The sequence below is a fragment of the Thauera aminoaromatica S2 genome, assembly GCF_000310185.1.
Taxonomy (GTDB): Bacteria; Pseudomonadota; Gammaproteobacteria; order Burkholderiales; family Rhodocyclaceae; genus Thauera; species Thauera aminoaromatica.
In genome coordinates this window covers 35,829-53,011 of record NZ_AMXD01000012.1, presented here as the reverse complement: position 1 = coordinate 53,011, position 17,183 = coordinate 35,829, and the positions used below count along the sequence as shown (strand labels likewise).

16 protein-coding genes are annotated in these 17,183 nt (G+C 69.1%); 12 read left to right on the top strand and 4 right to left on the bottom strand.

The features are described 5' to 3' along the window. The 9 genes from C665_RS03890 to C665_RS03850 all read left to right on the top strand — a co-directional run. Nucleotides 1-495: HdaA/DnaA family protein (locus tag C665_RS03890; RefSeq protein WP_004300572.1), on the top strand; the 495-nt coding region annotated here is incomplete at its 5' end. Between the two features lie 79 nt (nucleotides 496-574). Continuing rightward, nucleotides 575-1,237, top strand: coding sequence for a histidinol-phosphatase (locus tag C665_RS03885; RefSeq protein ID WP_004300571.1), 663 nt, complete (start codon nucleotides 575-577; stop codon nucleotides 1,235-1,237). Between the two features lie 436 nt (nucleotides 1,238-1,673). Next, on the top strand, nucleotides 1,674-3,044 hold the full coding sequence (pcnB, locus tag C665_RS03880; RefSeq protein WP_004300569.1) for a polynucleotide adenylyltransferase PcnB: 1,371 nt from the start codon (nucleotides 1,674-1,676) through the stop codon (nucleotides 3,042-3,044). A 10-nt stretch (nucleotides 3,045-3,054) separates the two neighbouring features. Beyond that, entirely contained in the window at nucleotides 3,055-3,561 is a 507-nt protein-coding gene (gene folK / locus C665_RS03875) for a 2-amino-4-hydroxy-6-hydroxymethyldihydropteridine diphosphokinase (protein WP_004300567.1), read from the top strand. Nucleotides 3,562-3,594: 33 nt separating this feature from the next. Next, complete coding sequence (locus C665_RS03870; RefSeq protein ID WP_004300565.1) at nucleotides 3,595-3,966, top strand: DMT family protein; 372 nt, start codon at nucleotides 3,595-3,597, stop codon at nucleotides 3,964-3,966. A 28-nt stretch (nucleotides 3,967-3,994) separates the two neighbouring features. Then, complete coding sequence (locus C665_RS03865) at nucleotides 3,995-4,633, top strand: deoxynucleoside kinase (RefSeq protein ID WP_004300563.1); 639 nt, start codon at nucleotides 3,995-3,997, stop codon at nucleotides 4,631-4,633. Nucleotides 4,634-4,745: 112 nt separating this feature from the next. Next, nucleotides 4,746-5,561 carry a 3-methyl-2-oxobutanoate hydroxymethyltransferase gene (gene panB / locus C665_RS03860; RefSeq protein ID WP_004300561.1) on the top strand — a complete coding sequence of 272 codons (816 nt, stop codon included), beginning with the start codon at nucleotides 4,746-4,748 and terminating at the stop codon, nucleotides 5,559-5,561. 29 nt (nucleotides 5,562-5,590) lie between these two features. Then, nucleotides 5,591-6,418: a pantoate--beta-alanine ligase gene (gene panC, locus C665_RS03855; protein WP_004300559.1), complete on the top strand. Its 828-nt coding sequence runs from the start codon at nucleotides 5,591-5,593 to the stop codon at nucleotides 6,416-6,418. Between the two features lie 133 nt (nucleotides 6,419-6,551). Continuing rightward, nucleotides 6,552-6,998, top strand: coding sequence for a CBS domain-containing protein (locus C665_RS03850; RefSeq protein WP_004300557.1), 447 nt, complete (start codon nucleotides 6,552-6,554; stop codon nucleotides 6,996-6,998). A gap of 311 nt (nucleotides 6,999-7,309) precedes the next feature. Here C665_RS03850 and pepN read toward each other — a convergent pair whose 3' ends face one another. The 4 genes from pepN to C665_RS03830 all read right to left on the bottom strand — a co-directional run bounded on the left by pepN (nucleotide 7,310) and on the right by C665_RS03830 (nucleotide 13,538). Beyond that, nucleotides 7,310-9,985 carry an aminopeptidase N gene (gene pepN, locus C665_RS03845; RefSeq protein ID WP_004300555.1) on the bottom strand — a complete coding sequence of 892 codons (2,676 nt, stop codon included), beginning with the start codon at nucleotides 9,983-9,985 and terminating at the stop codon, nucleotides 7,310-7,312. A 171-nt stretch (nucleotides 9,986-10,156) separates the two neighbouring features. Then, on the bottom strand, nucleotides 10,157-11,053 hold the full coding sequence (locus C665_RS03840; protein WP_004300553.1) for a universal stress protein: 897 nt from the start codon (nucleotides 11,051-11,053) through the stop codon (nucleotides 10,157-10,159). Continuing rightward, on the bottom strand, nucleotides 11,050-12,837 hold the full coding sequence (locus tag C665_RS03835; protein ID WP_004300551.1) for a cation:proton antiporter: 1,788 nt from the start codon (nucleotides 12,835-12,837) through the stop codon (nucleotides 11,050-11,052). Before C665_RS03835 ends, C665_RS03840 begins: the two co-directional genes overlap by 4 nt. 146 nt (nucleotides 12,838-12,983) lie before the next feature. Continuing rightward, the gene (locus C665_RS03830; RefSeq protein ID WP_004300550.1) at nucleotides 12,984-13,538 is read right to left on the bottom strand and encodes an RDD family protein; all 555 of its coding nucleotides are present in this window, start codon (nucleotides 13,536-13,538) and stop codon (nucleotides 12,984-12,986) included. A 250-nt stretch (nucleotides 13,539-13,788) separates the two neighbouring features. On the opposite strand from C665_RS03830, the gene C665_RS03825 reads away from it, so the two are divergent. From C665_RS03825 to ilvC, 3 genes are read left to right on the top strand one after another with little or no spacing between them, the layout of a single operon-like run. Then, complete coding sequence (locus tag C665_RS03825) at nucleotides 13,789-15,501, top strand: acetolactate synthase 3 catalytic subunit (RefSeq protein WP_004300548.1); 1,713 nt, start codon at nucleotides 13,789-13,791, stop codon at nucleotides 15,499-15,501. Between the two features lie 31 nt (nucleotides 15,502-15,532). Further along, a complete protein-coding gene (gene ilvN / locus C665_RS03820; protein WP_004300546.1) occupies nucleotides 15,533-16,024 on the top strand; it encodes an acetolactate synthase small subunit in 492 nt (163 codons plus the stop codon). 41 nt (nucleotides 16,025-16,065) lie between these two features. Then, complete coding sequence (gene ilvC / locus C665_RS03815) at nucleotides 16,066-17,082, top strand: ketol-acid reductoisomerase (RefSeq protein ID WP_004300544.1); 1,017 nt, start codon at nucleotides 16,066-16,068, stop codon at nucleotides 17,080-17,082. The last annotated feature ends 101 nt before the right edge of the window (nucleotides 17,083-17,183 follow it).

Below are 17,183 nucleotides of genomic sequence, written 5' to 3'. Positions count from 1 at the left end.
GACGCCGCGCGCGCCGCCGGCCGGCCCGCCCACCTGCTCGCCGCCGCGACCGTCGAGGACCACCTGCCCGAGACGCCGGGCGCACTGCTCGCGATCGACGACGCGGACCAGCTCGGCGCCGCCGCGCAGATCGCGCTCTTCAACGCCTTCAACCGCGCCCGCGCGAACGGCCAGTCGCTGCTGCTGTGCGGCCCGGCCGCCCCGCTCGGCCTGGCGCTGCGCGAGGACCTGCGCACCCGCATCGGCCAGAGCCTGATCTACGAGGTGAAGCCGCTCGACGACGACGCGCGCGCGGAGATCCTCACCACCCTGGCGGCGCGGCGCGGCCTGCGCCTGGCCGACGAGGTGGTGGATTTTCTGCTGCGCCACGGCCGCCGCGAGCTCTCCAGCCTGCGCGAGGTGCTGGACGCGCTCGACCGCGCCTCGCTCGAGCACAAGCGCCCGATCACCCTGCCGCTGCTGCGCGACATGATCCAGCAAGGGCTGGAAATCTGACCCCGCGGGGCCGCCGTCCGACGCGCGTCACGCCCTCTTCGAATCCTCATCCAACCGATCCATCTTGCGGAGCCCGATCGTGAATCTCGTCCTCTTCGACCTCGACAACACCCTGCTCGCCGGCGACTCCGACTTCGCCTGGGCGCAGTTCCTCATCGGCAAGGGCGTGCTCGACCGCGAGGTGCAGGAAGCGAAGAACATCGCGTTCTACGAACAGTACAAGGCCGGCACGCTCGACATCTTCGAATTCCTCGACTTCCAGCTCGCCCCCCTCGCCCGCCACCCGCGCGCGCAACTCGACGCCTGGCACTGCGAGTTCATGGCGCAGTCGATCCGTCCGATGATCACCGCCAAGGCGCGCACGCTGGTGCGCGAGCACCTCGACAGCGGCGCCCTGGTCGCGGTGGTCACCGCCACCAACGCCTTCGTCACCGGTCCGATCGTGCGCGAGTTCGGCATCCCGCACGTGGTGGCCACCATCCCCGCACAGCAGGACGGTGCCTTCACCGGCAAGCCGCGCGGCATGCCGGCGTTCAAGGCGGGCAAGATCGAGCGCGTCGACGCCTGGCTGGAGTCGCTCGGCCTGCACATGGGCAGCTTCGAGCACAGCTGGTTCTACAGCGATTCGCACAACGACCTGCCGCTGATGCAGCGCGTCACCGACCCGGTCGCGGTCGACCCCGACGACACCCTGCGCGCCCATGCCGAGGCCGCCGGCTGGCCGGTGATCTCGCTGCGCTGAACTGGTCGTTGATCTCGCTGCGCTGAAGATTCGCGACTTGCGTCGCTCCTACACCACCCCGCACCCGCCGACGCTCATCGCCTCCCGCACCGCCGATCGCGACTTGCGTCGCTCCCACATCGCGGCTCCGAGTGCGCGACGGTTCGCGTGGGAGCGACGCAAGTCGCGATCGCAGCCGCCCCGAAGACGCACCGGTTTCCCGTGGGGGCGACGCAAGTCGCGATCGCCACCGCCCCGAACACGCACCGGTTTCCCGTAGGAGCGACGCAAGTCGCGATCGCAGCCGCCCCGGAAGCGCGCAGCTTTGCCGCAGGCGGGACGCGAGTCGGGAGTGCCATTTTGCCGAATCCCCACCGCTCCCCTCCGCCTTCGCGCAGCGTACGGACGTTTCGATCGGTTATCATTGCGCGCTTATGCAAGCACGACTCCTTTCCCGATGATCCGCAAGCTGCTGCGCAAGGTTTTCAAGCGCCCGGCCACCCCCGCACGCCACGAACCCGCCCTCATTCCCGTCGAACGCCACGGCATCCGCCGCGAGCAGCTGTCGCCGGCCGCGCGCAAGGTATGCGCGGTGCTGCAGGAGAAGGGCTTCAAGGCCTTCGTCGTCGGCGGCGCGGTGCGCGACCTGCTGATCGGCCACCCGCCCAAGGACTACGACGTCGCCACCAGCGCCACACCCGAGGAGGTGCGCGCCGCCTTCCGCCGTTCGCGCATCATCGGCCGGCGCTTCAAGATCGTGCACGTGATGAGCGGGCCGGAGACCATCGAGGTCTCCACCTTCCGCGCCAGCCAGGACGCCGAGAGCGCCGACACCGACGAGCACGGCCGCGTGCTGCGCGACAACGTCTTCGGCAACCAGCAGGAAGACGCCACCCGGCGCGACTTCACGGTCAACGCGCTGTACTACGATCCCGGCACCGAGACCATCGTCGACTACCACCACGGCGTCGCCGACATCCAGCAGAAGACCCTGCGCATGATCGGCGACCCGCGCACGCGCTACCGCGAGGACCCGGTGCGCATGCTGCGCGCGGTGCGCCTGGCGGCCAAGCTCGGGCTGACCATCGACCCCGCAGCGCGCCAGCCGATCCGCGAGATGGGCCCGCTGCTCGAGAACGTGCCGGCGGCGCGGCTCTTCGACGAGATGCTCAAGCTGCTGTTCTCCGGTCACTCGCTGAAGTGCCTGCAGCAGCTGCGCGCTGAAGGCCTGCACCACGGCCTGCTGCCACTGCTGGACGTGATCCTCGAGCAGCCGATGGGCGAGCGCTTCGTCACCCTGGCACTGGAGAACACCGACGAGCGCGTGCGCGAGGACAAGTCCGTTTCGCCCGGCTTCCTGTTCTCCACCCTGCTCTGGCACGAGGTGCTGAAGACCTGGGACAACAAGAAGGCCGCCGGCGACCATAGCCAGCCCGCACTCTTCGAGGCCATGGACGAGGTGCTCGACGCCCAGGCTGGCAAGCTCGCCATCACCCGCCGCATCGCCGGCGACATCAAGGACATCTGGGCGCTGCAGCCGCGCTTCGACAAGCGTGCCGGCAAGGCGCCCTACCGCGTCATCGAGCAGCCGCGCTACCGCGCCGGCTGGGATTTCCTGCGCCTGCGCGCGCAGGCCGGCGAGATCCCGATGGAGATCGTCGACTGGTGGGACGACTTCGCCCACGCGGGCCCCGACCAGCGCGAGGCCCTGCTGCGCCAGGCGCCGCCCGACGCCGCACCCGCGGCGAAGAAGCGCCGCCGGCGCAAGCGCAAGCCGGCCGGCGAGACCCCCGCGGCGGCGGACGCCGCCGTCGTCGATCCGTCCTGAGCGCTCGAGCTTGGTCCGCGCATACGTCGCCTTCGGCGCCAACCTCGGCGACCCGGCCGCCGCGTTCTTCGAAGCCGTGCAGCGCCTCGATGCGCTGCCCGGCACGCGCGTCGTCGCGCGCTCCTCGCTGTACCGCAGCGCCCCGGTGGGCGTGGCCGGCCAGCCCGACTACCTCAACGCGGTGATCGCGCTCGACACCGCGCTCGCGCCGCGCCCGCTGCTGGAGGCCCTGCTCGCGATCGAGCACGACAGCGGCCGCCGCCGCGACTTCCCGATGGCGCCGCGCACGCTGGACCTCGACCTGCTGCTGTACGGCGACGCGGTGATCGACGAGCCCGGCCTGCAGGTGCCCCACCCGCGCATGCACGAGCGCGCCTTCGCGTTGCTGCCGCTGGCCGAGATCGATCCCGCCGCCAGCATTCCCGGCCGCGGCGCGGTCGCGGCGCTGCTGCCCGCGCTCGCCGGCCAGGCGATCGAACGCGTGCCCACCCCCGCCGACAGCGCCCGCCACCCCTGACCCGCTCGCCACCGACCCGCCCTCCGTCCGCCCATGGCCGCCTGGATCCAGTCCGTCAGCTCGATTCCCGTGTGGATGCAGACCGCGCTGCTGCTCACCGCCTCCAACGTGTTCATGACCTTCGCGTGGTACGGCCACCTGAAGAACATGCAGACGAAGGCCTGGTATGTGGCCGCACTGGTGAGCTGGGGGATCGCGCTCTTCGAATACCTGCTGCAGGTGCCCGCCAACCGCATCGGCGCCACCACGCTCAGCCTCGCCCAGCTCAAGATCATGCAGGAGGTGATCACCCTGCTGGTCTTCGTGCCCTTCGTCGTGCTCTACATGAAGCAGCCGCTCAAGCTTGACTACCTGTGGGCCGCCTTGTGTATGCTCGGCGCGGTGTATTTCATCTTCCGCAACTGACGCACGCTCACCGGAAAGGCAGCCCAGCATGCTCGACAAGGCCCGCTACATCGTCGTCGAAGGCCCGATCGGCGCCGGCAAGACCTCCCTCGCCCGCCGTCTGGCCGACCGCCTCCAGGCCGAGGCGGTGTTCGAGCAGGCCGAGCTCAACCCCTTCCTCGGCCGCTTCTACCAGCAGTCCGAGCGCTGGGGCCTGGCGACCCAGCTCTCCTTCCTGTTCCAGCGCATCGACCAGCTCTCCACGCTCGGCCCCATCGAGGGCGAGCGTCGTGTGGTGGCCGACTTCCTGTTCGACAAGGACCACCTCTTCGCCGAGCAGAACCTGTCGCCCGACGAACTCGCGCTCTATCGCCGCGTGCATGACGGCCTGCAGCCCGCCAACGCGCCCCGTCCCGACCTGGTGATCTACCTGCAGGCGCGCCCCGACACCCTGATGGAGCGCATCCGCAAGCGCGGCCTGGATGCCGAGCGCCGCATCACCGAGCTCTACCTCGAGCAGGTGGCCGAGCGCTACACGCGCTATTTCTACCAGTACGACGCCGCACCGCTCTTCATCGTGGATGCCGGAAAGCTCAACCCGGTCGACCGCGACGAGGACTTCGAACTGCTGCTCGAACGCCTGCGCGAGATGCGCAGCTACCGCGAGTTCTTCGGCTACGCGGATTGAGCGCAGTCGGCGGGCGCGCGCCGACGATGGCTGCCCGTGCCCGGCACGGGCCGCGAGGCTTGTGCAATGCACCAGTTTGGCCGACACTGCCGCCTCCCAACAGGAGCGATGAATGAGCTATCTCCAGGACCAGAAGCCCGTCACCCTCTTCGAACTCGGCAAGATGCGCGCCGAAGGGCGCAAGATCGCGATGCTCACCGCCTATGACGCGAGCTTCGCCGCGCTCCTCGGCCGCGCCGGCGTCGATTCCATCCTGATCGGCGACTCGCTCGGCAACGTCCTGCAGGGACAGAAATCCACCCTGCCGGTCACCCTCGAGCAGATGGCCTACCACACCGAATGCGTGGCCCGTGCCGGGGCGCGCCCCTTCGTCGTCACCGACATGCCCTTCGGCAGCTACCACGAGAGCCGCGAGCAGGCCATGCGCAACGCCGCCCGCCTGATGGCCGCCGGGGCGCAGATGGTCAAGCTCGAAGGCGGCGAGTTCATGGCCGAGACCGTGCGCTTCCTCGTCGAGCGCGGCGTGCCGGTGTGCGCGCACATCGGCCTCACCCCGCAGGCGGTGCATCAGCTCGGCGGCTATCGCGTGCAGGGCCGCAGCGAGGAAGGCGCGGCGCGCCTCAAGGCCGACGCGCTCGTGCTCGAGCAGGCCGGCGCCGCACTGATGGTCATGGAAATGGTGCCCGCCACGCTCGCCGGCGAGATCACCGCCAGCCTCTCCAGCATGGCGACGATCGGCATCGGCGCAGGCGCCGCCTGCGACGGCCAGGTGCTGGTGCTGCACGACCTGCTCGGCGTGTTCCCCGGCAAGACGGCGCGCTTCGTGCGCAACTTCATGGAAGGCGCGGCGAGCATCGAGGAAGCGGTTGCGCGCTACGCGGCCGCGGTCAAGGACGGCAGCTTCCCCGCTCCCGAGCACTGTTACTGAGCCCGCGTCGCGCACGCGAGGAACCGCAAATGCAGATCCACGAAAACATCGACAGCCTGCGCGCCGCACGCGCGGGCGCCGGACGCGTCGCCTTCGTGCCCACCATGGGCAACCTCCACGAGGGCCATATCGCCCTGATGCGCCAGGCGCGCGAACACGCCGACTGCGTGATCGCGAGCATCTTCGTCAACCGCCTGCAGTTCGGCGCCGGCGAGGACTTCGACCGCTATCCGCGCACCTTCGCCGCCGACTGCGAGAAACTCGCCGCCGCGGGAGTCGAGCACCTGTTCGCGCCCGACGAGTCGGTCATGTACCCGCAGCCGCAGCGCTACCACGTCGATCCTCCCGCAGAGCAGGTGTCGATCCTGGAGGGCGAGTTCCGCGCCGGCCATTTCCGCGGTGTCGCCACCGTGGTCATGAAGCTCCTCAACATCGTGCGCCCCGAGGTCGCGCTGTTCGGCAAGAAGGACTACCAGCAACTCATGGTGCTGTCGAACATGGTGCGCGAACTGGCGATGCCGATCGAGGTCGTACCGGGTGAGACGGTGCGTGCCGAGGACGGCCTCGCGCTGTCCTCGCGCAACGGCTACCTGAGCGCGGACGAGCGCGCGCGCGCGCCCCTGCTGCATCACCTGCTCGCAGGCATCCGCGCCGCGGTGCGCACCGGCGAGCGCGACTTCGCGCGGCTGCAGGCAGACGCGATGGCCCGCTTGAGCGCAGCAGGATGGGCGCCCGACTACGTCGCCGTGCGCCGCCGCCTCGACCTGCAGCCGCCGGTGCAGGAAGACGACGTGCTCGTTGTGCTCGCCGCGGCGAAACTTGGCCGCACCCGGCTGATCGACAACCTGGAAATCTGAAGCGGGAGGCTGGATCCGGGTTCGCCCGCGCTTGCATCGGCGGACGGATCTGGTTAAAAACCGTAAAACCCGCAAATAAAGGCCCGGCCGCGACCTGCGGCGCGCATTTCAACGAAGAAGGGGGAGTGGAAAGATGATGACGACGGTAAAACAGATCCTCGAGGCGAAAGGCAGCACCTTCCATGCGGTGCGCCCGACCGACTCGGTCTTCGACGCGCTGTCGCTGATGGCGCAGTTCGACATCGGCTGCGTGCTGGTCACCGACAGCGACAAGCTGGTCGGGATCTTCACCGAACGGGACTATGCCCGCAAGGTCGTGCTCAAGGGGCTGGTGTCGCGCGATGTGAAGGTCGGCGACCTGATGACGCCCAACCCTTACACGGTCGGCCTGACGGGCACGGCCGACGACGTGATGGCGACGATGACCGCCAAGCGCTTCCGCCACATCCCGGTGGTCGAGGAAGGCAAGGTGCTCGGCATCGTGACGATCGGCGACATGGTGAAGTCCATCGTCACCCAGCACGAGAAGACCATCAAGCAGCTCGAGAGCTACATCGCCGGCGACCTCGCCGCGGAGTGAGCCGCGCGGCGACATCGCCGCCGAACAAGCAGACGCCGGAGCCGACGGGAGTCGGGTCCGGCGTCGTCGTCTGCGGGATGCGTCGCGGGGCGCGCGGGAAGGCTGCGCCAGCGCGGCCCGGAAGCGCGCTCATCGCGACTTGCGTCGCTCCCACAGAAACCCCTCGGCTTTCGAGCCGCGCTGTGGGAGCGACGCAAGTCGCGATTGCTGTGGTCGAGTTGCGCCGGCGCGGCCCCCCGGCGCATGGATCGCGACTGGCGTCGCGCCTACGAACCCCCTCGGGTTGTCGAGCCGAGCAGACGCCTCGCGGCTCACTCCCCCACCGCCTTGCCGACGATCTCGGCCACGTCCGCCGACAGCCCCGGCGTGGCTAGCACGCGTTCGAGCTGCGGGCGGATGCTGGCCTGCAGCGCAGGCGTGAAACGACGCCAGTTCTCCAGCGCGCGGGCCATGCGGGCGGCGACCTGCGGGTTGCGGGCGTCGAGCGCGATCACCTGCTCGGCCCAGAAGGCGTGGCCGCTGCCGTCGGCGGCGTGGAACTCGCCCGGGTTGGCGCGGAAGAAGGTGCCCAGCAGGGCGTAGACCTTGTTCGGGTTCGACAGGCTGAAGGCGGGGTCGCTGAGGAGCACGCGCACGCGCGCCAGCGCCGGCTCGGCGGCCTCGTCCCAGCGCCAGGCGCCCGCCTGCAAGGCGAACCACTTGTCGAGCACGAGGGCGTCGTCGCGATGGCGGTCGTGGAAGGCCTGCAGCGCGGCGGTGCGCGCCGGGCTCGTGCTGTGCACCAGCGCGGCGAGCGCGCCGAAGCGCTCGGTCATGTTGGTGGCGGCGGCGAAACGCGCCTCGGCCCGCGCCAGGCCCTCGGCCACGCCGGCGGCGGCGAGGTAGCGCAGGGCGAGATTCACCAGCGCGCGACGGCCGGCGTCGCCCGGGTGGTAGCGATATTCACCCGCTACCTGCAGGCGCTCGACCACCTCCAGCCAGTCGGCGGCGAGGGTGGCGCCGAGCGCGCGCATCATGCGCACCAGCGCGCCGCGCAGCGCGGCGGGATCGGCGGGCGACATGCGCTCGAGCAGATAGGCCTCGCCCGGCAGCGCGAGCGCCTGGGCGCGGAAGGCGGGGTCGAGCGCGGCGTCGTTCAACAGGGCGCGGAAGGCGCGGACGAAGGCCTCCGGCACCGTCGCCGCGGGGTCGGCCGCGAGCGCCAGTGCGACGCGCTCGGCGTAGCGCTGCGCGGCGTCCCAGCGGTTGCAGGGGTCTGCGTCGTGCGCCATGCGGAAGGCCAGGCGCGCATCATCCTCGTCGAGTTCGAGGATCACCGGCGCGGAGAAGCCGCGCAGCAGCGAGGGCACCGGCTCGGCGGCGAGGCCGACGAAGCGGAACACCTGCGCCTCCTCGGTCAGCTTCAGTACGCGCGTGGTCGCCCCGGCCTGGGCCTCGCCCTCGAGCCGCAGCGGCAGGTCGCGCCCGTCCGCACCGATGAGGCCCAGCGCGACCGGAATTACCAGCGGCAACTTGACGTGCTGGCCGGGCGTGGCCGGGGTCGATTGCGCCAGGGTCAGCGTGTAGCTGCCGTCGGCCGCGTTCCACTCCCCGCTCGCCTTCACCCGCGGCGTGCCGGCCTGCTCGTACCAGCGCATGAACTGGTCGAGGTCGAAGCCGTTGTTGGCCTCGGACATGACCTCGACGAAGTCGTCGCAGGTCACCGCCTGGCCGTCGAAGTAGCTGAAGTAGAGGTCCATGCCGTTGCGGAAGCCCTCCTGCCCGAGCAGGGTGTGCAGCATGCGGATGACCTCGGCGCCCTTCTCGTAGACCGTGGCGGTGTAGAAGTTGTTGATCTCCTGGTAGCTGTCGGGGCGGATCGGGTGCGCCATCGGCCCACCGTCCTCGGGGAACTGCGCGGCGCGCAGCACGCGCACGTCGTCGATGCGCTTGACCGCGCGCGCCGAGGCCGCCCCCTCGGGGCCGGCCGCGCGCGCCAGCATGTCGGCGGAGAACTGCTGGTCGCGGAAGACGGTGAGGCCTTCCTTCAAGGTGAGCTGAAACCAGTCGCGGCAGGTGACGCGGTTGCCCGTCCAATTGTGGAAGTACTCGTGCGCGACCACGCTCTCGACGTTCTCGTAGTCGAGGTCGGTGGCGGTGTCGGGCTTGGCGAGGATGAACTTGGTGTTGAAGATGTTCAGCCCCTTGTTCTCCATCGCGCCCATGTTGAAGTCGGCCACGGCGACGATCATGAAGCGGTCGAGGTCGAGCTCCAGGCCGAAGGTCTCCTCGTCCCAGCGCATCGAGTGCACCAGCGAATCCATCGCGTGTTCGACGCGGTCGAGGTTGCCCTCCTCCACCCACACCTGCAGCAGCACCTCGCGGCCCGACATCGTCTCGACCTTGCGTTCGAACGCGACCAGCTTCGCCGCGACCAGCGCGAACAGATACGAGGGCTTGCGGAAGGGATCCTCCCACTTGGCGTAGTGGCGCCCACCCGGCAGCAGGCCCGCGTCGACCAGGTTGCCGTTGGAGAGCAGCACCGGGCAGGCCTCGCGGTCGGCTTCGAGCGTGACGGTGTAGCGCGCCATCACGTCGGGACGGTCGGGGAAACAGGTGATGCGGCGGAAGCCCTCGGCCTCGCACTGGGTGAAGAAGCCGCCGTTCGACAGGTAGAGGCCCGAGAGCGTGGTGTTGGCGCGCGGATTCACCCGGGTGACGACCTCGACCACGACGCGATCGCCCGCAGCGTCGATCTCGATGACGCCGCCGTCCTCGCGCAGCGCTTGCGGGGCCTGGCCGTCTACGCTCAGCGACACGCGCTCGAGCGCCTCGCTCCATAGCCGGATCGGGCCGTCGGCGGCGTCGCGCTTGCGCACGCAGGACATTCGGTTGGTGACCAGGGTGGCCTCGGGGTCGAGGCGGAAGTGCAGGTCGACGGTCTCGACCGTCCACGCCAGCGGCCGGTAGTCGGCGCGCTGGATCGTCGGGGCATGTTCGGTTTTCATTATGTTCTCCATCGGCGCCTCGCGGGCGCGGCAAGGGCGCGAGTGTACGCCCTGGCGGGCGAGCCGCACAGGGCGGGCATGCCTGGCGCAAAGCTGCGGTCAGGACCGGTCAGGACCGGTCAGGACGACGGGACCACGGCGCGAGCGGCGCCAGGCTGCCCGCGGCGCGGCTCAGTCGGGCTTGCGGTCGCAGACCAGCACATCGGCCGTCGAACGCGCGAGAACGTGCTTGGTGACGCTGCCGAGCAGCATTTCGCCGAGCAGGCCGTGGCCGCGCTTGCCGATCACGATCAGGTCGCAATCCTGTTCCTGCTCCTGCTCGAGGATCTGTGTCGTGGCCTCGCCGTGGACCACGATGCGGCGCACGCGGTTCTCGTCCACCCGCGCGCGCGCGACCAGCTCGTTCATCTGCGCACCCGCCTCGCGACGCGCGTTGACGCGCAGCGAGGACAGCGCGCTCTCCTCCACGCCGGCATAGCGCAGCTTGCCCTCGAAGGGCACCTCGAAGGCGTGCAGCAACACGAACTCGGCCTGCGGGGCCACGCGCCGCGCGAACTCCAGCGCCTCGAGCGCGCGTGCCGAGAAGTCCACCGGCACGAGCACGCGGCGATAGGGCTCGTGGGCGATCTGCTTGACCACCAGCATCGGGCGCACGGACTTGCGCAGCACGCGCTCGGTGGTGGAGCCGATCAGCAGCTCGCGCATGAAGCCTGCGCCGCGCGCCCCCATCACCAGCAGGTCGGCGTCGATCGCCTCGGCGTGGGCGACGATCTCGCCGAGCACGCCACCCACCGCCAGGTGCAGCTCGGGCGTCACCCCGTGGCGCTTGTGCATCTCGGCGGCGAGCGCTTCGACCTCGCCGCGCACCTCCTCGAGCAGCTTCTCCTGCAGCCCGACGGAGTCGGTGTCGAGCAGCTGGCGCAAGGTGTCGAGCGCGCCGGAATTGACCACGTGCTGCAGCGACACCCGCGCACCGAGCTCGGCCGCGAGCAGGCAGGCACGGACCACGGCATGACGGGCGAGCGCCGAGAGGTCGGTGGGGGCGACGAGGGTGCGGATCGGGTTCATCGTTCGGTCTCCTGGGGCCGGTCGGGCGCGTGCGCCCGCGGGCTCGCCGCGGGCTGCGCGGCGGCCGGATCCTGCGCCGGCGTTGCGGACTGCGTGCCGGCAGCTGCGGGTGCGTCCGTGCGATGAGCGTCCTCGTAGGCGATCTCCGCCGCGAAAGCGCGCGCCGCGTAGTCGGCCGCATCGTTGAAGGGGTTGAGCACGCGCTCCACCCCGGCAGCGCCGAGCGCGGCGCCATGGATGTCGTCACGCACCACGCCGGCGATGCGGCCCTTGAAGCCGGCCTCGCCGAGCGCATGCAGGAAGGCGCGGTTGGAATCCCACTGCGGGAAGGTGGTCACCACCCAGCGCGCATCGGCGAGCGGCAGGGATTCGAGGAAGCCGGGGTCCTCACCGTCGCCGAAGCGCACCGGCAGGCGCTGACGGCGCAGCTGGCGGACGATCTCGGGGTCGAAATCGACGCCGATCACGGCGATGCCGGCCTGGCGGAGCTGGCGCATCAGGCGCGCGCCATAGCGGCCGAGGCCGAACACCACGATGTCGGGCTGCCCCGCCGCCCTGCCCTGGCGCTCGACCGCGAGCTCGCGGAAGGGGCGCGCGCGCTCGAACACGCCGAGCAGCGGCGCGAGGCGCTCGTAGAGCGGCTGCGAGTACAGGATCATGTAGGTGGACACCATGATCGTGACCAGCCCGACCAGGGTGGTGAGACCGAGCGCCTCTACACCGACGTGACCAAGGGTGATGCCCATCGCCACGAACACGATTGAGAACTCGCTGATCTGCGCCACGGTGAGGCCGGCAAGGAAGCCGGTGCGCTTGCGGTAGCCCATGTAGCCCATGATCGCCATGACGATCAACGGGTTTCCGATCAACACGAAGAGCGACAGGATCACCGCCGGCCAGAGCTCACCGCCGAGCGTGGAGAAATCGAGTTTGGCACCGAGGTCGACGAAGAAGAACAGCAGCATGAAGTCGCGGATGCCGGTCAGGCGCGCGTTCATCGCCTCGCGGTAGCTCGTCGAGGCGAGCGAGAAGCCGGCCAGGAAGGCGCCCGCCTCCTTGCTGAAACCGGCCAGCTCGCCGAGCGCGGCGAGCCCGGTGCCCCAGGCGATGGCGAAGATCAGCAGCAGCTCCTGCGTGCGCGCCATCGCGTGCACCAGCCAGGGCAGCACGTAGCGCATCAGCACGAACATCAGCATGCCGGCGCCCACCAGGCGCAGCGCCAGGTGCCCGGCCACGGCGAGGATGGCGTCGTCGCCGTGGCCGCGCAGCGCGCTCATGGTCATCATCGCCAGCACCACGGCGACGTCCTGCACGATGAGGAAACCCACCGCGATGCGCCCGTGCAGGGAGTCGAGCTCGCGCTTGTCCGAGAGCAGCTTGACCACGATGATCGTGCTGGAGAAGGTCAGCGCCACCGCGACGTAGAGCGCGTCCATCAGGCTTTTGCCCATCAGCACGATGATGAGGAAGCCGAACACGATGGTGAAGCCGAGCTGGCCGAGGCCGGTGGCGAGCGCGACCGGGCCGATGTGGCGGATGTGATGCAGGTCGAGCTTGAGCCCGACCACGAAAAGCAGCACGGTGACACCGATCTCGGCGAGCAGGGCGACCTCGTCGTGCGCGGTGACGATGCCGAACACCGCCGGGCCCACCAGGATGCCGACCACGATGTAGGCGATCAGCACCGGTTGGCGGAGGCGCACCGCGAACGCTCCGGCCAGGGCGGAGACGATCAGCAGCACGGCGAATTCGGCGTAGGGCCCGTGGGCCAGCATCCCGGCCATCGTTCGATCCTCGTGTCACCCGGCGAGACACCCGGATACGGGGGCGCGCGGAGCGGAACCAAAGCCTTCGCACGAATGGTACCCGATCCGCGCCGCCAGGGCCGGCGGACGAAAAGGCGCGCGCGGAAACTCGGGAAAGCGCCGGATCAGGCCTTCGCGGGTGCGGGCAGCAGCACGATGCAGGTGCCGGCCAGGCGGTCGTGGAGGAACTGGCGGTCGCGATCGACCAACGCCCACGCCAGGCCGATGCCGCCCAGCAGCACCGAGGGCCAGGCGAGCGCATAGCGCAGCCAGCAGCGCCCGAGCGAGGCAATGCGCCCGTCCGCACCGGTGACGATCTTCAATCGCCAGGTCTGCATCGCGAGGGTCTGCCCGCCGCGCCGCCAGTACCACACGAAATACCCCCCGAGCACGCCGAACACGTGCAGCCAGAGCAACCAGCCGGGCGGGGCGAACCCGGCGGCGATGCCGAGCATCAGGTAGGGAACGAGGAAGGTGAGCGCGAGCACGCCGAGCATCAGCATCGATTCGTACAGCATCGAAGCGAGGCGCCGGCGCAGTCCGGCAAGCTCGGCGGAGGGGCGGTCGGCTGGGCCTGCACCGGCCGTGTCCTTGAGGGAGGAAGCATCCCGTGCCGGGGGCTGGGCGGCGCGCGCCCCGTCGGGGACGGCCTTGCCGGCCCGGCTCTTGCTGCGCGTCATGAGTCGATCCAGGCCGCCGCATGGCGGCGGCGCAAAAAGGGAAAACGGTAGGGGAACCGGGGAGGAGCGCGTGCGCGAGGACCTGCGCTGCGGCCGCCGGCGGCGGGATCGGGATCGCGGCCCCGCAGGACAACGTCAATCGCGCGCGCGTCGCCGCATGCGCTCCCGGCCACCGCCTGCAGCCTTGACCAAACCGCAAGCGGCCGGTAACGTTCTGCGTTTATCCAAACCCCAATAGAGCGAGTTCGCGATGGTGCTGTCCGGAGCCGAAATTGTAATCAGGTGCCTGCAGGAAGAAAAGGTCGAGTACGTCTTCGGTTACCCGGGCGGCGCGGTCCTCTTCCTCTACGACGCGCTCTTCCAGCAGGAAACGGTCCGCCACGTGCTGGTACGCCACGAGCAGGCCGCCGTGCACGCCGCCGACGGTTTCGCGCGCAGCACCGAGAAGGTCGGCGTCGCGCTGGTGACCTCCGGCCCGGGTGCGACCAACGCCGTCACCGGCATCGCCACCGCCTACTGCGACTCGATCCCGATGGTGATCATCTCCGGCCAGGTGCCGGTCGCCGCGATCGGCCAGGACGCCTTCCAGGAAGTCGACACGGTCGGCATCACCCGCCCGTGCGTCAAGCACAACTTCCTCGTCAGGGACGTGCGCGACATCGCCGCGACGATGAAGAAGGCCTTCCACCTCGCCCGCACCGGCCGCCCCGGCCCGGTCCTGGTCGACATCCCGAAGGACGTGTCGATGCAGCGCTGCGAGTACGAGTACCCGAAAGAGATCTCGATGCGCTCGTACAACCCGGTGACCAAGGGCCACTCGGGCCAGATCAAGAAGGCGGTGCAGCTGCTGCTCGAAGCCAAGCGCCCGATGATCTACACCGGCGGCGGCGTGGTGCTCTCCAACGCGGCCGAGCAGCTCGTCAAGCTCACGCGGCTCCTCGGCTACCCGATCACCAACACCCTCATGGGCCTCGGCGGCTACCCCTCGAGCGACCGCCAGTTCCTCGGCATGCCGGGCATGCACGGCACCTTTGAAGCCAACATGGCGATGCACTACTCCGACGTGCTGCTCGCCGTCGGCGCCCGCTTCGACGACCGCGTGATCGGCAATCCGGCGCACTTCGCCGAAGAGCCGCGCAAGATCATCCATGTGGACATCGATCCCTCGTCGATCTCCAAGCGCGTGCGCGTCGACACTCCGATCGTCGGCGACGTCAAGGAAGTGCTCGACGAGATGATCCGCCAGATCGAATCCGGCGAGGCGCGCCCCAACCCCGAGGCGCTGGCCTCGTGGTGGAAGCAGATCGAGCAGTGGCGCGAGCGCAAGTGCATGGTCTACAAGAACTCGGACGAGATCATCAAGCCGCAGTTCGTGATCCAGAAGCTGTGGGAAGTCACCGGTGGCGACGCCATCGTCACCTCCGACGTCGGCCAGCACCAGATGTGGGCGGCGCAGTACTACGGCTTCGACAAGCCGCGGCGCTGGCTCAACTCGGGCGGCCTGGGCACGATGGGCGTGGGCATGCCCTATGCCATGGGCGCCAAGCTCGCCAACCCCGACATGCAGGTGGCCTGCGTGACCGGCGAGGCTTCGATCCAGATGAACATCCAGGAGCTCTCGACCTGCAAGCAGTTCCGCCTGCCGATCAAGATCTGCAACCTCAACAACCGCTACCTGGGCATGGTGCGCCAGTGGCAGGAGCTGTTCCACGGCGGGCGCTACTCCGAGTCCTACATGGACTCCCTGCCCGACTTCGCCAAGCTGGCCGAGTCCTACGGCCACGTCGGCATCCGTGTCGACCGGCCGGCCGACGTCGAGGGTGCGCTGCGCGAGGCCTTCACCACCCACAAGGACGAGCTCGTGTTCCTCGATTTCCAGATCGACCAGACCGAAAACGTCTATCCGATGGTGCAGGGCGGGAAGGGTCTCACCGAGATGATCCTGTCGGCCGAAGACCTTTGATCGCCTCCTACCGAATCCGGAACACATCACCATGCGTCACGTCATTTCCCTCCTGATCGAAAACGAATCCGGCGCGCTGTCGCGCGTGTCCGGCCTGTTCTCGGCGCGCGGCTACAACATCGAATCGCTGACCGTGGCTCCGACCGAGGACTTCTCGATGTCGCGGATGACCATCGTCACCACCGGTTCCGACGAGATCATCGAGCAGATCACCAAGCAGCTGAACAAACTGGTCGAGGTCGTCAAGGTCGTCGACATCTCCGAGGCCGCCCACATCGAGCGCGAACTCATGCTGGTCAAGGTGCGCGCCACCGGCAAGGACCGCGAGGAGATCAAGCGCACCGCCGACATCTTCCGCGCCCGCATCATCGACGTCACCGACGCCTCCTACGTCGTCGAACTCACCGGCAACCAGGGCAAGCTCGACGCCTTCATCGGCGCGATCGACCCGGCACTGATCCTCGAGACCGTGCGCTCGGGCGTCTGCGGCATCGGCCGCGGCGACCGCGTGCTCAAGGTCTGAGCTCCCCCCTCCCCCGCTCCACATCGAACCAAAGGAAAGACATGAAGGTTTACTACGACAAGGACGCCGACCTCTCGCTGATCAAGGGCAAGCAGGTCACCATCGTCGGCTACGGCTCGCAGGGCCACGCCCATGCCCAGAACCTGCGCGACTCCGGCGTGAATGTCACCGTCGGCCTGCGCAAGGACGGCAGCTCGTGGGCCAAGGCCGAGGCCGCCGGCCTGGCCGTCAAGGAAATCGGCGAAGCCGTCAAGGCCGCCGACCTCGTCATGATCCTGCTGCCGGACGAGACCGCGCCCCAGGTCTATCGCGACGACATCGAGCCGAACATCAAGAAGGGCGCCGTGCTCGCCTTCGCCCACGGCTTCAACGTGCACTACAACCAGATCGTGCCGCGTGCCGATCTCGACGTCATCATGGTCGCCCCCAAGGGCCCCGGCCACACCGTGCGCTCCGAGTACCTGCGCGGGGGCGGCGTGCCGACCCTGATCGCGATCTACCAGGACCGCTCGGGCAAGGCCAAGGACATCGCCCTGTCGTACTCCGCTGCCAACGGCGGCACCAAGGGCGGCGTGATCGAGACCAACTTCCGCGAAGAGACCGAGACCGACCTCTTCGGCGAGCAGGCCGTGCTGTGCGGCGGCGCCGTCGAGCTGGTCAAGATGGGCTTCGAGACCCTGGTGGAAGCCGGCTACGCCCCCGAGATGGCCTACTTCGAGTGCCTGCACGAGCTCAAGCTGATCGTCGACCTGATGTACGAGGGCGGCATCGCCAACATGAACTACTCGATCTCGAACAACGCCGAATACGGCGAGTACGTGACCGGGCCCGAGGTCATCAACGAGCAGTCGCGCGCTGCCATGCGCAACGCGCTCAAGCGCATCCAGACCGGCGAGTACGCCAAGATGTTCATCCTCGAGGGCAAGACCAACTACCCGAGCATGACCGCCTACCGCCGCCTCAACGCCGACCACCAGATCGAGAAGGTCGGTGGCCAGCTGCGCGACATGATGCCGTGGATCAAGGCCAAGGCCCTGGTCGACAAGTCGAAGAACTGATCGCCCCGGCGTTCGGTCCAAGGGCCGGTACCGCACTCGCGGTGCCGGCCTTTTTCATTGCTGCGCCCGATCGCCCGCGCAAGCGCACGCACCGCAGGATC